The sequence below is a fragment of the Gemmatimonas aurantiaca T-27 genome (assembly GCF_000010305.1).
Lineage (GTDB): Bacteria > Gemmatimonadota > Gemmatimonadetes > Gemmatimonadales > Gemmatimonadaceae > Gemmatimonas > Gemmatimonas aurantiaca.
Genome location: NC_012489.1, coordinates 3,777,559 through 3,793,474, shown reverse-complemented (window position 1 = coordinate 3,793,474; position 15,916 = coordinate 3,777,559). Strand labels below are relative to the sequence as shown.

The 15,916-nt window shown below is 63.0% G+C and carries 12 protein-coding genes; 6 read left to right on the top strand and 6 right to left on the bottom strand.

Translation table 11 applies throughout. The features are described 5' to 3' along the window. Window positions 1-39 precede the first annotated feature (39 nt). The gene (glgA, locus tag GAU_RS16365; protein ID WP_015895014.1) at window positions 40-1,473 is read left to right on the top strand and encodes a glycogen synthase GlgA; all 1,434 of its coding nucleotides are present in this window, start codon (window positions 40-42) and stop codon (window positions 1,471-1,473) included. 143 nt (window positions 1,474-1,616) lie between these two features. On the opposite strand, the gene GAU_RS16360 is transcribed toward glgA, so the two are convergent. Genes GAU_RS16360 through rfaD form a run of 3 tightly spaced genes read right to left on the bottom strand, consistent with a single transcriptional unit; the run spans window position 1,617 to window position 5,024 of the window. Beyond that, window positions 1,617-2,378 (bottom strand): amino acid ABC transporter ATP-binding protein, encoded by a 762-nt coding sequence (locus tag GAU_RS16360; RefSeq protein WP_015895013.1) that lies wholly within the window; start codon window positions 2,376-2,378, stop codon window positions 1,617-1,619. A gap of 2 nt (window positions 2,379-2,380) precedes the next feature. Further along, complete coding sequence (locus tag GAU_RS16355) at window positions 2,381-3,940, bottom strand: ABC transporter substrate-binding protein/permease (protein WP_015895012.1); 1,560 nt, start codon at window positions 3,938-3,940, stop codon at window positions 2,381-2,383. A gap of 40 nt (window positions 3,941-3,980) precedes the next feature. After that, window positions 3,981-5,024, bottom strand: coding sequence for an ADP-glyceromanno-heptose 6-epimerase (rfaD, locus tag GAU_RS16350; protein ID WP_015895011.1), 1,044 nt, complete (start codon window positions 5,022-5,024; stop codon window positions 3,981-3,983). 412 nt (window positions 5,025-5,436) lie between these two features. Here rfaD and GAU_RS21990 point away from each other — a divergent pair, with 412 nt between their 5' ends. The 4 genes from GAU_RS21990 (at window position 5,437) to GAU_RS16335 (ending at window position 10,951) form a co-directional block, all read left to right on the top strand. Beyond that, window positions 5,437-6,477, top strand: a complete 1,041-nt coding sequence (locus GAU_RS21990; RefSeq protein ID WP_015895010.1) for a carboxypeptidase-like regulatory domain-containing protein — start codon at window positions 5,437-5,439, stop codon at window positions 6,475-6,477. A gap of 12 nt (window positions 6,478-6,489) precedes the next feature. Beyond that, a complete protein-coding gene (locus GAU_RS16345) occupies window positions 6,490-8,499 on the top strand; it encodes a TonB-dependent receptor domain-containing protein (protein WP_015895009.1) in 2,010 nt (669 codons plus the stop codon). Window positions 8,500-8,567: 68 nt separating this feature from the next. Continuing rightward, entirely contained in the window at window positions 8,568-10,145 is a 1,578-nt protein-coding gene (locus GAU_RS16340; RefSeq protein WP_015895008.1) for a RagB/SusD family nutrient uptake outer membrane protein, read from the top strand. A gap of 5 nt (window positions 10,146-10,150) precedes the next feature. Further along, window positions 10,151-10,951, top strand: coding sequence for a DUF4397 domain-containing protein (locus GAU_RS16335; protein ID WP_156799093.1), 801 nt, complete (start codon window positions 10,151-10,153; stop codon window positions 10,949-10,951). Window positions 10,952-11,038: 87 nt separating this feature from the next. Here the strand turns inward: GAU_RS16335 and GAU_RS21265 are convergent, their stop codons facing one another. Next, entirely contained in the window at window positions 11,039-12,112 is a 1,074-nt protein-coding gene (locus tag GAU_RS21265; protein WP_169307714.1) for a dienelactone hydrolase family protein, read from the bottom strand. A 91-nt stretch (window positions 12,113-12,203) separates the two neighbouring features. After that, entirely contained in the window at window positions 12,204-12,851 is a 648-nt protein-coding gene (locus GAU_RS16325) for an OmpW/AlkL family protein (protein ID WP_041265621.1), read from the bottom strand. Window positions 12,852-13,229: 378 nt separating this feature from the next. Between GAU_RS16325 and GAU_RS16320 the strand changes: the two genes are divergently transcribed. Beyond that, window positions 13,230-13,820, top strand: coding sequence for a hypothetical protein (locus tag GAU_RS16320; protein WP_015895004.1), 591 nt, complete (start codon window positions 13,230-13,232; stop codon window positions 13,818-13,820). A gap of 17 nt (window positions 13,821-13,837) precedes the next feature. On the opposite strand, the gene GAU_RS21260 is transcribed toward GAU_RS16320, so the two are convergent. Continuing rightward, window positions 13,838-15,907, bottom strand: a complete 2,070-nt coding sequence (locus GAU_RS21260; protein WP_015895003.1) for a hybrid sensor histidine kinase/response regulator — start codon at window positions 15,905-15,907, stop codon at window positions 13,838-13,840. Between the last annotated feature and the right edge of the window lie 9 nt (window positions 15,908-15,916).

Below are 15,916 nucleotides of genomic sequence, written 5' to 3'. Positions count from 1 at the left end.
ATTTTGCGTCGCGTGCGCGCAGGGCGTAAGGTACGGGGCATGAACGTGCTCTTTGTTGCTGCCGAAGCGACACCCTATGTGAAGGCGGGGGGGCTGGCCGATGTGGCCGGGGCGTTGCCCGCCGCCCTGCGGACGCTCGGCCATGATGTGCGCGTGGTGTTACCGCGCTACCGTGAGATCCGGCAGAACGGTGTGCCCATGGAGGGGCCCATCGCGGCCACCTTCCTGCCGCTGGGTGAGCGCGCCGAAGAATTGCGGGTGTGGCGGGCGCGGGATGATGACGTGCCCACTTATCTGCTCGACGTCCCGGCGGCTTTCGAACGTGGCGTGATCTACGGTGAATCCGATGACCATCGACGGTTCATCCTGTTCGCGCGCGCGGTCCTGGCCACCATGCAACACCTGCGTGAGGTGGACGGGTGGCAACCCGACGTGGTGCACTGCCACGATTGGCATGCCGCGCTGGTCATCAACTATCTCAAGACCTACTACGCCTACACGTTCGGCCATATCGCCACGGTGTTCACCATCCACAACTTGGCGTATCAGGGGCAGGTGCACCCCGATGTGCTGGCGGTGGCGGGGTTGAGCGAAGGTGGGCTGGTGGAGAACGGCCTGGGCGCCGGTATTGCCCACTCGTTCAACTTCATGGCGCGTGGCATCCTGTACGCCGACGTGGTCTCCACGGTGAGCCCTACGTACGCACGCGAAATCATGACGCCCGAATACGGCGAGCGTCTCGATGGGCTGTTGCGTCGTCGGCAGGATCGTGTAGCGGGCATTCTGAACGGCATCGATACGGGGCGCTACGATCCGGCGACCGACCGCCACCTGGTGGCGACGTACGATGTGGATCACCTGGAGGGCAAGGCCGAGTGCAAAGCGGCATTGCAGACCCGCTGCGGGCTACCCGTGGACGCCGCACGGCCGCTGCTCGGTGTGGTGTCACGACTCGTGGAACAGAAAGGTTTTGATCTGTTGCACGTGATCATGCCGTGGCTGCTGCAGGAGACCGACGCACAACTCGTGTTGCTGGGATCCGGACAGCCCTATCTGCAGGAAGCTTTTCAACGGCTCGCGCACCATCATCCACAGCGGGTGGCCGTCACGACCGGATTCGATGCGGCATTGGCGCAGCAGATATATGCTGGCAGCGACGCCTTCCTGATGCCCTCACGTTTCGAACCGTGTGGCCTCGGGCAGCTCATTGCCTTGCGCTACGGCAGTGTGCCCATTGTACGGGCCACCGGCGGACTCGCCGACACCGTGCGGGAAGGGTATGACGGCAATGGGTTTCGATTCCATCCGTATGAGGCGAGCCATTTCATCGATGCGATCCGGCGCGCGTTGATCTCGTATCGCGATGTCGACGGATGGAAGCTGCTGCGTGAGCGTGGCATGCGGGAAGATCATTCGTGGACGATGGCCGCGCGGCATTATGCCGGTCTCTATCAATGGGCTCGTGGTCAATAGTTTTTTCCGTCCGCAAGCACACTGAAGCCAGCGCCAACTTATCACCTGCCACGTATCACTTAGTACCCGCGTCCTATGACCCAGCCTCCAACCGCTGGACACAGGTGTCAGGGGGCACGGTACTAAGCTGTAGGTGGTAGGTGCTAAGTCGGAGCTGAGTCCGTTGCGGAGATCAGCAATTCTTTGGTCGCCTCATGCGAAGGTGCGTCGAGCACTTGGCGTGCGCTGCCGCATTCCACCACCATGCCGTGAGACAACACGGCGACTTGATCGGCCACGTTACGTGCAAAGCCCAGATCATGTGTGGTGATGAGCAATGTCCGTCCGCTCTGTGCGAGCTGGCGCAACGTTTCGGTGAGGGCCATGCGTCGCGCCGGATCGAGAGCGGCGGTGGGTTCGTCCATCAGCAACAACGGTGGGTCGAGTGCGAGCGCGCGGGCAATGGCGACTCGCTGTGCTTCCCCGCCGGAGAGTTGCGCGGGATAGGCTTCGGCACGATGGGCCACGCCGAGCGAATCGAGCAACTGCATCGCCGTCGACCGCGCCGTTGCCGGCGTCAGGGCGCCAGTGTGTACCGGGGCCAGGGTCACGTTGTCGAGCGCCGAGAGATGCGCAAAGAGGGCGTGCTGTTGAAACACCATGCCCACGCGGCGGCGTAGCGCGTGCAGTTGCGATTCGGGCGGCACGCGGCCCGGCACCAGCGATACGTCGCCCATCGTGATACGGCCGCTGTCGAAGGCCTCGAGGGCCACCGCCGCACGCAGGATGGTGCACTTGCCAGCGCCGGATACCCCCATCAACGCCCAGACTTGGCCAGTGGGCACGGCGAGATCGACGCCGCGCAATACCGCACGACCGTCGCGGGACAGTGTGACTTGCTCGAGCGTGAGCGCCGGTGCCGTCATGCTCAGGTGCTCCATCGCGCTTCAAGACGGCGGGCCAATCGCGACAGTGGCAGTGACATGCACAGATAGATCACGCCACACATCAACCCGGGAACCACCCAGCTCCCACTGTTGGTCGCATAGATGGCGGTCTGCTTGGTGAGCTCCACCACCGTGATCACCGATACGAGCGACGAGTCTTTGAGCAGCGCGACGAAATCGTTCGTCATCGGTGCGAGCGCGAGGCGCAGTGCCTGGGGGCCGCGCACCAGTCGCAGAACCTGCCACTCCGTGAGGCCGAGGGTGCGGGCGGCCTCGAGCTGCGCGCGTGGGATGGCCATGAGGGCCGACCGGTAAATCTCCGACTCATAGGCGGCATAGTTGAGTCCGAGCCCGAGAATCGCGGCCACCAATGCCGGTAAGCGGATCACTCCGCTCAAGCCGTAGTACAGCACAAAGAGCTGCAGCAACACGGGTGTGCCGCGCACCACTTCGACATAGATGGAAAGTGCCGCACGCAGTACCGGACCACCGTACACCCGTCCGGTCGCGATAGCGCCACCAGCGACCATGGCGAGCGCCATCGCGGCGAGTGAGATGCCCAGTGTGATGACCGCGGCGCGCAGCAGTGCCGGCAGGTATGCGGTCAGTGACGCGGGCGACGTACCGGCTGAACGGGGAGCTGAGGCAACGGTGCCCGTGCTGCCAGCCGCGGTGTCGTTGGTGGGTTGTTCGGCGAACTGCGCGATGAGTTGCTGCTGGTAACGCGCCTGGGCTTCGTCCCACACGCCCCACGTGCGGAAGATCCGTTCCAGCGACCCATCGACGAGGCGTGCACGCAATATCGCATCGGCGGAATCGCGCAGTGCGTGTCGTTCCGGGGCGAACACGGCGACATAGTGGCCGATCGCGACGGGTTCAGGCTGTACGACAAACCCCGCCGTGCGCCGCATGGCCCGATCGGCCAGCACGTGGTCGAGCAGCACGGCATCCACACGACCGGCCACCAGATCTTTGTAGGGATACACATCGTCGTCGTACGAGACCGGAATGACGCCATGCACACGCTGCGCCTCGAGCAGCATGGTATACGCCTGCGTGGAACCCAGCGTCGCCACACGACGCTTCGCCAGATCGGCCAGCGTGCGGAAGCGTGTGGCGTCCGCGGGACGCACGGCCAGCACTTCGCGGAACTCGAAGTACGGCAGGCTCACGGCCATCCGGGCGCGCAACTCGGGGCGGTCTTCGAGACCCGACATCCCCACATCAAAATCACCGCGCGTCACCGATTGTTCGATGGACGGCCAGCTGACCTGCACGAATTGCGGTGTGCGTCCAAGTCCGGTCGCGATGGCCGACGCGATCTCCACGTCGAAACCGTGCACGATACTGGCATTGGCGGGATCGGCTTCCACAAAAGGCGCACCACCTTCGGCGTCACCACCCCAGCGCAGAGTCGGGGCCGTCTGGCTGGTGTTGGTCGAGGTCCGGTCGCAGGCTGTCAGCAGCATCGATGCGAGCAGCGCGGTCAGCAGGTACCACATCCATCGACTGCGCGCGAAGCGCCGTGCGGCGTCACTCACGTCCAGTCACCTGCTGTCGCACTGGCCGCCGTCACTCGCCTCAGTCTCCCAGACGCCGGTCGTCGGTGAGGTAACCCTGCACATAGTCACGCACGGCGTCCGCCAATGGCGTCACGAGCGCCGCATATCCGGCCGCCCGTAGCTTCGCGATCTCGGCCTTGGTGTGATACTGGTACTTGGCGCGGATGGACTCGGGAATATCGATGAACTCGATCTCCGGTTCACGACCGAGTGCGGCGAACAGGGCGCCGGTGAGCTCGAGCCACGAGTGTGCCTGGCCGCTGCCGATGTTGTACAGGCCACCGGCCGCCGGTGACATGGCCAGGTGCAACGTCATGGCCACCGCGTCCTTCACGTAGAGGAAGTCGCGTTGCTGCTCGCCATCCTTGTAGTCGACCCGGTGTGAGCGAAAGAGCCGGACGCGGCCGGTGTCGCGGATCTGCCCGAAGGCCTTATGGACGAGCGAGCGCATATCGCCTTTGTGCGCTTCGTTGGGGCCGTACACGTTGAAGTACTTGAGTCCCACAATCCGATGCAGCAGCCCGGCCTGCGCCGCATACTGGTCGAACAGGTGCTTGGAGTAACCGTACGCGTTCAGCGGACGAAGCCGCGAGAGCGCGGCGGACGAATTGTCGATATCGTCCATGCCGTGTGCGCCGTCGCCATACGTGGCGGCACTCGACGCGTACACGAATCGTGATCCCCGCGCGAGCGCCCGGTGGGCGAGCTGTTTGGTGAACTCGAAGTTGTTGCGCGCGAGATAGGTCGCATCGAGCTCGGTCGTGGCCGAACAGGCGCCGAGGTGGAGAATGAGGTCGAAATCTCCCAATGCCCCTGACTCGAGACGCGGGAAGAGATCGTCGGCCTCGAGGTAGTCCTCGAACCGCAGCGGGACGAGGTTGCGCCACTTCTCGTCCTGCCCGAGCCGATCGGCGATGACGATGCGGTCGACGCCCTGCTGATTGAGGGCCCAGACCAGCGCGCTGCCGATGAAGCCGGCACCACCCGTGACGAGTACGCGTGTGGGCAGCGTGTCGAGTACAGAGAGGAGTGGCAGGGGCCGGTGAGAATTCGCTTCAGTCATGGCGGGAAATTAGTCCCCGGAGACGCCTATCGGGGCTGCTGCCAAGGGCTGCCGATGGGCTGGGGTGCCGTCGGCAGGCGACTGTTCGGAGTCCCCGACTATCCCATCAATTCGGAATACGGATGGGCCCATGAGTATTCGGGTGAGCGGCTCAGCCCGCTGAGTGCTGTGGAATAGCGCTGCTGAAAGTGCGACAGGGTCGCTGAGTCGTGCATTGACGGGAGGGCTCACCTGTTGGTCCCCGGGACGGTTTGACAGCCTATGTGGGCAGGGCTAAGGTAGGCCATCCGATTGCGACGGGGATCACTCCTCGGAATTTTCGGCAAATCGTGCCCCTTGCAGGCCCACTGTTTCATCCTGTCCGTGCGCTGCTCCCGACAGTGCACAGGCCCCCTCCCAGGCACTCTTCACGATGAAGAAACGCGTCCTGGCGGTGCTGCTTGGCACCGCCCTCATCGCCTCATCGGCGATGGCTCAACAGCAAACCGTGACCGGCAAGGTCACCCGCGATGGGAGTGTGCCCTTGTCAGGCGCCTCCATTGTCATCAAGGGCACGACGTTGGGGACTCAGTCCAATACCAACGGCGATTACACCATCCGGGTGAGTCCGGGGCAAACTCTGCAGTACCGACTCATCGGCTATGTCCCGCAGGAGCGCCCCGTCGGCACGAACAGCGTCATCAATGTGACCCTCGAGAAGTCGGCGACCAATCTCGATGCCATGGTGGTCACTGCGCTCGGCCAGCAGACGGTGCAGCGCAGTCTGGGTGTGTCGCAGCAGACCGTGATCGGTGCTGACCTGGCACAGACGGGACGCGAAAATTTCGTGAACGGCCTGCAGGGGCGCGTGGCGGGCGTGGAGGTCACGAGCAGCTCCGGTGTGCCGGGCGCGTCGGCTTCCATCACCATCCGCGGTGTGAGCTCGATCAGCTCGAGCAATCAGCCGCTCATGATCGTCGATGGTTTGCCCATCGACAACAAGACGATGAGCACCGGCGTGCTCGCGTCGGACGCCCCGGGATCGTTGACGGCCTTCTCGAATCGCGGTGTCGATTTCACCAACCGGGCGGCCGACATCAACCCGGAAGACATTGAAACCCTCGTGGTGCTGAAGGGGCCTGAAGCGGCTGCGCTGTACGGCATCGACGCAGCCAATGGCGCCATCGTCATCACGACGAAGCGCGGCCGTGCGGGCTCGAACGGTTTCGACTACAGCAATGACTTCCGCATCGACAATATGCGGGCGAACCCTGAGCTGCAGAATGTGTTTTCGCCGAGCGGACTGTCGACGGCGGGCTTCACGTACTTTGGCCCCCAGTACCCGGCGGGTACACAGTTCTACGACAACATCGACGGCTTCTTTCGCCAGTCGGTGAATCAGCGCCACAACCTGAACTTCAGCGGCGGCTCCAGCGACGGTCGCATCACCTATCGTCTCGGCACGGCGTTTTAGGACACCAAGGGTGTGGTGATCAACACCGACTACCGGCGTATCAACGTGACCGGTGCGGCGACGGGGCAGGCGACCAGTTGGCTCAAGGCCGACCTGAGCATGCAGTACAGCAAGGCCGACAACAATCAGCCCTACAAGGGCGAGATCGGTCCGCTGATCGGTTTGTTGCTCTGGCCGCAGACCGACAATGCCAAGGACTACCTGACGCCGTCCGGTCAGCGCCGTCGACTCACCAACCTTGGCGCTTCGGCCGAAGTGGACAATCCGTATTTCAACCTGTCGGCCAACCGGAACAACAACGTCACCAGCCAGATCATTGCGAATCTCGGGTTGACGCTGACGCCGGTGCGCTGGGCCTCTCTGCAAACCAACATCGGCACGCAGACCTACATCAGCGAAGCGTTGCTGTTGCGGAATCCGCAGAGTGCGTCTGGCTTCCAGTACAACGGCGTGTTGGATCTTGCGGACGATGTCACGCGCAACACCAACATGCAGACGGTTCTGAACTTCAATACCTACCAGCTCACTTCGAAGATTGCGGTGCGCGGCCTGGTGGCGAACGCGATCAATGACTCCTGGTCACAGACGAATGCCATCAAGGGACAGGACTTCCTCGACCCGGCGTTCGTGTCGGCCAACAACACCGTGCTGCGTACGAACCGCACGACCTTGTTGCAGCGTCGCCTGGTCGGTGTGTTCGGCAGCGCCACGGTCAGCTATGACAACTATCTGTTCGTGACAGCGACGGGGCGCAACGACTGGACGTCCACCATTCCCGTCGAGCGCAACTCGTTCTTCTATCCGGGTGTCAATGCGGCCTTTGTCTTCAGTGACGCCTTCCCGTCCGTGGCCAAGTTCGTCAGTGGCAAGCTGCGCGCGGGCTACGCAGCGGTGGGTCGCGATGCGCGTCCGTATGCGTTCCGTCCATCGCTCGAATCCAAGCTGACCGCCAACGGCGGATACGGGTACGGCTTCACGGGCCCCAATCTCGGGCTCAAGCCGGAGTTCAAGACGTCGGTGGAATTCGGTGCGGAGCTGAGCTTCCTCAAGAACCGGGTCGGCCTCGATATCACGCACTACAAGGCGCGCACGACCGATCAGATCGTGAACGATATCCGCGGCTCCTACGCCACGGGGTTCATCCTGTTCAATCTCAATGGCGCCGAGACGGAAAACCAAGGCGTCGAAGCCACGCTGCGTCTGAGCCCGATCCAGACCGCCAGCGCCGGTTGGGACATCACCACCAACTTCGAGCGAGCCCGCGGCAAGACGCTCAAGATTCCGAATGATCTGCCGGAATCCTACGTGTCCGACACCTGGCTGTTCGGCAATGTGCGCAACGGTACAGCGCCCAACCTGTCGACGCGCTCGCTGACCGGCTTTTTCTACCAGCGCAACAATCAGAAGCAGCTACTGATCGATCCGACGACCGGACTTCCGCTGCGTTCGGCCACGTTCATCGATGGCGGCTACGATCGTCAGCCCGACTACTCCATCGGTATCACCAACACCTTCCGCTTCAAGAACTTCCAGTTGAGCATGCTGCTGGATGTGCGCCGCGGTGGTGATGTGTTCAATGCCACCGAGCACTATCTGACGACCCGTGGCCTGAGCATGCGCACGCTCGATCGGTGGGAGCCGCGTGTGGTGGAGGGGGTGTTGCGGGACGGCAAGGAAAACAGCTCCACGCCGACCAAGAACACGATTGTCGTCGTGCCGGGTGCGCAGACGGAGTACTACCGCCTGATGAGCGAAGAGCTCTTCATCGAGAAGGACATCAACTGGTTCCGTCTGCGCGATGTCACGCTGCGTTACCAGGTGCCCAACCGGTATTTCAAGGCCCGTGACGTGAGCGTGTGGGTGCGCGGCACCGACTTGTTCCTCTTCACGAACTATTCGGGACTCGATCCGGTGGTGAACGGCAACACGGCTGCGGTTGGTGGCTCGGGTGCATCCGGCATCGACTTCGGCAACTTCCCGATGCCGCGCGGCTTCGCGTTCGGCGTCAAGCTGGGGTACTGATCATGCGACGCGAATCCCTGACTCCGTCCGCAGGACTCCTAGGCATGTTTCCGATCAACCGTCTTCCGATGAAACGGCTCTGCACTGCGCTGCTGGTGGGAGGGTTGGTACTGCCCGCCACGAGCTGCGACGAATTCCTCGATGTCAACACCAACCCCAACGCGCCGCAGGTGGTGTCGGCCAATCTGTACCTGGCGCCGATGATCCACTGGATGGCCACCGCTCCGCAGTATGAGGGGCGTTTCATCGGCCGCTATACGCAGCAGTGGTATGTCGCGGCGACGGCGCAGACCACCTGGGACCGTATGGGATACGACCCGGGCAGCGACAACGGTGCCCAGCAGTGGCGCGATGTGTATTGGACGCTCGGCCAGAACCTCGTGGACATGATGACGAAGGCCGAGGCGGAAGAGCGCTGGGACATCTTGGGCGTGGGCTATGTGCTCAAGGCCTGGGGATGGCAGGTGCTCACCGACATGCACGGTGAGATCATCATCAAGGAGGCCATCAACCAGAACACCTTCTCGTTCAACTACGATTCGCAGGAGTTCGCCTATCAGGAGACCCAGCGTCTGCTGAACAAGGCGATCGAGCTGCTGCAGCGGAACGATGGTGGCGTGGACGTGGCGTATCTGGCCCGTGGCGACAAGATGTACGGCGGAGATCGTGCCAAGTGGCTCAAGCTGGCCTACGCCATGCTGGCCATGAACCTGAACCACTACAGCAACAAAGCGGGCTACAAGCCAGCGGATGTGATCGCGGCAGTGGACAAGTCGTTTGCGAGCAACGCCGACGATCCCCTTCTGACCTATCCGGCCACCCAGAACGACGACATCAACTTCTGGGGCCGGACCCGCGGCAACATCGGTGGTACCACGTTCTATCGTCAGACGCAGTTCGTGGTCGGGCTGATGAACGGCACGGCGTTCAATGGCGTGGTGGATCCGCGCCTGAGCCGCATGCTGTCTCCGTCTCCGGACGGACAGTATCGTGGTCTCGATATCAATGCCGTGAACTACGGAGCGCTCACGGCGACGCAGCAGCCCAACAACTTCAACGGCTATCCGGGCAGCGGTGGAGCGCAGTTGCCGGGGCGCTACATCTTCGACGACAAGGCGAAGATCCCGGTAATGACGTACTCGCAGTTGCAGTTCATCAAGGCCGAAGCGGCATATCGCGCCGGTGACAAGGCCACGGCCTATACGGCATATCGCAACGCCGTGTCGTCGCACATCGACTTTGTGAACGCCCGCAATCTCGACAACAACCAGCAGCCTACGCAGATCACGGCGGCCGAGAAGGATGCGTTCCTGACCAATACGGCCATCATGCCGGGCGCGGCCGGACTCACGCTCACGCATATCATGTCCCAGAAGTACATCGCGCAGTGGGGATGGGGACACAACGAGCTGTGGATGGACATGCGCCGGTATCACTACACGGATATCGATCCCGCCAGTGGCCGTCAGGTGTACCCTGGTTTTGCGGCGCCGACCAACCTCTATGGAGACAATGGCGGCAAGGTCGTCCAGCGTATTCGTCCGCGGTACAACTCCGAGTATGTGTGGAATATCCCCGCACTCGACGCCATCGGAGCCCGCGCCGCCGACTACCACACCAAGCCGCTTTGGATCACCCAACCGTGAACGCCATGACCATCAACAGAATCTTCTCCCGATCTCTTCGGTCGGTGACGCTGCTGGGTGCCGTTGTGTTGGCGGCATGTGACAAGACGGCGGTGCAGACCATCGACGGCCCCCTGCCGACGGCACGTATCCGCTTCTACAACTTCGGACTCAACGCTCCGGGCATGAACTTCTACGCCAACACCGACAAGGTGACGGCCATCAGTTCTGCCACCGGCGTGGAATCCACCACCGGCATCGTGTACGGTGGCGTCGGCCTGGGGTCGCTGTATTCGGCGCTGGCACCTGGCCAGTACACGTTCACCGGACGCATTGCGGCGACCGTCGACAAGGACGTCGCCGTGGCCACGATTCCGGGCGCACTGGCCGATGGCAAGGCGTACTCGCTCTTCGTGAGTGGGTTCTACAACACGACGGCCAAGACGGTGGAAGGCTTCATCGTAGAGGACGTGTTGCCGCCGGAACCGCTCGAGGTCGGGCGATTCCTGGTCACTCATGTGCGATTCGTGAACGCGATCCCGAATTCGAGTCCCATGACCTTGTATGCGCGGAACACGACCACTGGCACGGAAGTCGCCATTGGTGGTGCGATCGCATACAAGTCCGCTGGGGCATTCGTGGAGATTCCGGCCGGGACGTACGATCTCAACACCCGGGTGGCCGGCTCGACGACCAACGTCATCTCTCGAGCCGCCACCGGGTTCGCGGGAGGACGCGTGTATACGATCGGCGGTCGTGGCGACATGACGATCACCTCCACCACGGCCACCAACCGGCCGTTCCTGGACAACACGACGAACCGCTAGGCGTCATTCACGCAGGACAACAGAAGGCCCCCACACCGTGTCTGGTGTGGGGGCCTTCTGTTTGTTGCTGCCTGCGAAAGCGTGCCTTTACTTCAGATTCTTGCGCAGGAAGGCAATGGTGCGCGGCCAACCGTCCTTGGTGGCGGCGATATTGGCCGCTTCCTCGGCCTCATCCCGCGTCGCCTTCGGGTCACCCTGCGCACGCAGGAAACCGTGCACGGCGCCCTCGTAGTTCTTTTGCTCGTACTTCTTGCCCTTCATGGCTTCCTCGAGCGCCGGCATCAACGCGCCGATACGGGCATCCTTGCTGCCATTGAGCAACATGACCGGCTTCGAGATTTTCTTGAGTGAATCCGTGTCCACCGACGCGGGCACGGCCGCTGTGGTGGCCGTGGCCGGTGTGCCGCCCTTCGTATACGGCGCACCATAGAACGCCACACCACCCGAGAAACCCTTCACACCGCCGTTCACGGCGTGGGCAAACACCGTCTGCCCACCCCAGCAGTAGCCGATCACCGCATACTTCTGCTGCGCACTCGGCAACATCATCGCGTAGTTGGCGGCCGCGTTGATGATCTGATTGCGTTCGGTGGTGTTCACACCGGCGATGATACGGCGCGCGGTGTCCGCGCTGAGCTCCACCGAGCTTGGACCACCACGTGCACGGGACAGGAAATCGGGCGCGATGGCGATGAAGCCGTCGGCCGCGACCTGGTCGGCCACACCACGCACCCAAGTGGACAGACCGAAGATCTCATGGACCACGACGACCACCGGTGCCTTCTGGCGGCTGTCCTTGGCAAACGGATACACCACCCACGCCATGAGCGTATCGGGCGTACCAGCCATGGGGATCTTCACCCATTCGGCGTGACGCGGTGAATTTTTCACCCGTTCCGCTGCGGCATTGGCCGACGCGGGTAGGCTCAGGTCCTGCGGCGTTGTCACCGCGTTGATCTGCGGCGCCACGAGGTCGGCCGCGTTCATGTGCGCCATGTGATCGTCCATGGCAGACGGGCCTCCCGTGTGGCGGCCAAGCTCCGAAACGGCCGGAACCTGTCGCTGCATCGCGAGACTTTGAGACGGAGCAGGGGCAGTACGCTGCACGGTGCACGCACCGATCGACAACAGCAGCAGGGGCACGTAGGGCCGACGGGACATCAACGGAGTCCTCGCAAAGGGTGGGAACAACCGTCCAAATCTAACACGGCCAATCCCACCCACAGGAGGCATATCCGCCGGCGCACGCGGTCTAGAAGCGTACCCCCAGTCCGACACTGGCCAGCCACGGGTCGACCCGCACGGCGGACACTTTTGTGCTCCCCAGCAGCACGTCCGAGCCGATGCCGACGCGCTTGAGGTCGATGTTCAGGAACTTGCCGGGCGCCAGGCGAATGTCGGCGCCGACCTGTCCGGCCACACCAACCGAACTCTTTTCGAGATCGAGTCGGCCGACACCGGGCACCGCGATATCGACATCTGAAATGAGCGTGAGATTCACCCCCACACCGATGTACGGCCGTACGATCGCGTCGGGCAACACGTGATACTGCGCCAGCAGCGTCGGCGGCAGATGTTTGAAATGGCCGATCTTGGTGCTGCCGAGTTTCACGTCATGCTGTTGCGGATACGTCAACACGAGTTCGGCGGCGAGATGTTTGCCGAAGAAGTAGCTGATATCGACGTCGGGGAAAATCTTGTCGCTTACGGTGATCTGGTCGGCTTTCACGCCGAGCGATGGAATGGCGTCGGACTTGTTGGCGGCGGTGAGTGACAACGCACGCACACGAATCATCCATGACCCTTCCGTCGTCGATGCCGCCGTCTGCGCATCACCGTGCGAAAACGGCGCCGTCATGAGCAAGGCGGTGCCTGCCATGATGCCAATGGTGCGACGCATCCTGGATCGCGGTGCCTGCGCGAATCCCCCAGCCAGTGAACGGCAGACGTTCGAAAATCCTGTATCCCGCATGAAACCACTCCTGATGTCGGAGAGAATGTCCATCCGATGATGAGTGACTCGCCGGTGTCGGCGAGTCGACCGGACGCGGCAACGTAGTTCCGTGCGTGGCGTCGTCTCTGTCAGGAAAATGCCGTATGCGACGTCGGCGTCCCGCTGGCTTGCACCGCGATAGGGTGAATGCGCCCATCGGTGTCTTCTTCACAGTGACGGCATCGCAGCACCGTGCGCGATGCACTCACAGGACACATCATGCGTCGTCGTGCAGGCCGTCATGAAGGGATTCAGAGACGGGAATCATGACGACAGGAGGAACACATGCAGATATCCGGATATCGCGCGGCATGGGCTGCGGCGATGATGGCTGCGGCTGGCACACTCGCCGCGGCGCCGGTCGACGCGCAGATCACTGGCGTGACACGCAGTCAGGTGGCGGACATCACGCGCCTCACGTTTGGCTACCTGTGCGACGATGATTTCGTGGTGCGCAACGACAGTGATCGTGAGGTGAACGTGGAGCTGGCTGTGGACAAGGCCACCGACAAGACACGCATCACGCTCGCGGCGCATGAACAGGTGGCGTTCACGTCCAAGTCGAAGGAAGACATTGCGCTGTGGGTGAACGACAAGCTGGTGGCGAAGGCCGAGAAGGAGAAGCGCAATTGCAAGGACGTGCAGGGCAACGCGTCTGTGGCCGTGGCGCCGCTCGATGTGCAGCAGGATGACCGCGGTGGACGCACGCGATACGCGAACTATCCGTACTTCGACCCCTGGCTCTTTGGTGCGTACGGGCCATTCGGATACGGGGCCTACGGCGGTATGGGCGCGTTTGGCTATCGGCCCTTCTACACGGGCTATATCGGCGTACCGATCGTCGTGAGCCCGCGTGGAGGCGGTCGTCGTCGCTGAGCGGTTCGACTACGCCGTCACCGCTGCGCCTGCATGGCCTGCAGCAGGACTTCGTTCAGTTCGACGCTGGTGAACGGCTTGGGAAGCACGGCCACAATGCGGTAGCGTTCACCGGGCTGTAGTTCGTGGTCGAGGTAGCCCGTGGTGAGCACCACCGGCAGTTCGGGATGCAACTGTTCCGCCACGCCGGCGAGCTGCACACCGGACATGCCCGGCATCGCGAGATCGGTCATGAGGCAGTCGAACTGTGTGGTGTTGTCCGCGAGCAGGCTCGCGGCCTCGGCCGGATCGGTCAGTGCGGTGACTTGCCAGCCGAGTCGTTCGAGTTGGCGACGGGTTGCCATGAGCACCATGGCTTCATCGTCCACCACGAGGATGCGATCGACACCTGGTGTGCGGGCCTGCTTGTCGGCGCGCGTGGGCTCCGGCGGAGCGGCCGCTGCCAATGGCAGGTAGATCATCATGGTCGTGCCCGCGCCGACGCGGGACATGGGCACGATCACGCCACCCAGCGCGGTGACCGTGGTATGGACCATGGCCAGGCCCAGTCCTGTGCCACGACCGAGCGACTTGGTGGTAAAAAATGGCTCGAAGGCCCGTGTGATCGTGTCATCGTCCATGCCGATGCCGGTGTCCTGCACCTGCAGGCAGGCCACAAAACGCTGGCCGCGGAACGTGCTGGTGAGGACCGCATCGTCCCGCACCGGTGCGCCGGTAGCGGAGATACGCAGTGTGCCTCCCGTCGGCATCGCGTGGGCGGCATTGGTGGCGAGATTGAGCAGAATCTGCTGGATCTCACCGGACTCTGCGCGCACGATGACCCCCGGCTCGCTCACGCAGTGCAGGTGCACCGACTGCGGCAACGTGGCGCGCAACAATCGGTCGGTCTCGGTCAGCAATTCGCCAAGGTCGAGTGGTTCGCGTTCGGCGTTGTCGGTGCGGGAGTAGCTGAGGATGCGACGCACCAGTGTGCGTGCGCGTTCGGCCGATCGACGAATATCGTCGAGGTACATCGCCGCTTCGCCGTTGTTGTCGAGTTGCGCACGCGCCGCCTCCGTGTTGCTGAGGATGGGGTGCAGCAGGTTGTTGAAATCGTGCGCGATGCCACCGGCCAGCGTACCGATGGCGGCAAGACGCTGCCCCTGTTCGAGACGGGTCTCCAGGAAGCGCTCTCGTTCCACGTCACGCAGGGTCGCCAGGTACTGCGTCACGGTGCCCTGTTCATCGCGAACCAGCGAAATGGTGCCCGAGAGTCGCATCACGGCGCCGTCCTTCAGGGGCCAGTCGAAGGTCCCGGCCCACGGTTCACCGGCACGCACGATGGTCCACGGTGCCTCATCCCATGGCACCGATTCGCGAGCCAGCAGCTCGTTGGTGGCGACATTGCCGTTGGCGACGGAGCCGTCGACGTTGAGCAGCATGACAAACCCGTCGCTTTGATTGACCGCGCGGGCGAACTGCACGGAGGCTTCTTCTGCCGCGACGCGGGCGAGCGCCTCAGCGGCCAGTCCATCGAAGATGGCCGTGATGGCAAACGACAGCGCGGTGGCCAACAACACACTGCAACCGCCAGTGACGGTGAGCATGCCCAGCGCATTGGGCTGATCGAGCGCCCACCACAGCATGCCCCGGTCTACGGCGAGTGCGCAGACGGCATAGGTCAGCGTGACAAACAGGATGGCCGTCTGAGCGGCCTTGCGTCCGATCAGGGTGGCGCAGAAGATCGGGAACGTGAGGAGCCAGACCGGCGCAGCCGTGGCATGTCCGTAGGAGAAGAGGAAATACGCTCCCATGCCGGCCGGCAGCGAAGCCAACAGACCGGCTCGCGTCGCAAAACTCCATTGCCTGGCCAGCAGGGCGACGATCGCGAGGGCGTAGACGGCAGTGCCGAGAATGACGACGTCATAGTCACCAAACTTCCAGGCAAACCACGTGCTCGGGATGTACGCCACCATGCCCAACGCGGCCACACCCAGCAGCAAGGCCGAGAAAATGCGACGTCGCCACGCGTCCACAGCGGAGGTGGGCGACGCCGCGATCCATTTCAGCACTGCCGCGAGGTGAGCCTTTGGTGATCGTCTCGGCATGAGGCCGTG

Excerpts from the sequence above, each read along its gene's own strand:
- GAU_RS21265 (WP_169307714.1), bottom strand. The coding sequence starts at position 12,112 with ATGTCCCGTCGGCCCTACGTGCCCCTGCTGCTGTTGTCGATCGGTGCG.
- GAU_RS16360 (WP_015895013.1), bottom strand. The coding sequence starts at position 2,378 with ATGACGGCACCGGCGCTCACGCTCGAGCAAGTCACACTGTCCCGCGAC.
- GAU_RS16325 (WP_041265621.1), bottom strand. The coding sequence starts at position 12,851 with ATGCGTCGCACCATTGGCATCATGGCAGGCACCGCCTTGCTCATGACG.
- glgA (WP_015895014.1), top strand. The coding sequence starts at position 40 with ATGAACGTGCTCTTTGTTGCTGCCGAAGCGACACCCTATGTGAAGGCG.
- GAU_RS16335 (WP_156799093.1), top strand. The coding sequence starts at position 10,151 with ATGACCATCAACAGAATCTTCTCCCGATCTCTTCGGTCGGTGACGCTG.
- GAU_RS16320 (WP_015895004.1), top strand. The coding sequence starts at position 13,230 with ATGCAGATATCCGGATATCGCGCGGCATGGGCTGCGGCGATGATGGCT.
- GAU_RS21260 (WP_015895003.1), bottom strand. The coding sequence starts at position 15,907 with ATGCCGAGACGATCACCAAAGGCTCACCTCGCGGCAGTGCTGAAATGG.
- GAU_RS16340 (WP_015895008.1), top strand. The coding sequence starts at position 8,568 with ATGAAACGGCTCTGCACTGCGCTGCTGGTGGGAGGGTTGGTACTGCCC.
- GAU_RS21990 (WP_015895010.1), top strand. The coding sequence starts at position 5,437 with ATGAAGAAACGCGTCCTGGCGGTGCTGCTTGGCACCGCCCTCATCGCC.
- rfaD (WP_015895011.1), bottom strand. The coding sequence starts at position 5,024 with ATGACTGAAGCGAATTCTCACCGGCCCCTGCCACTCCTCTCTGTACTC.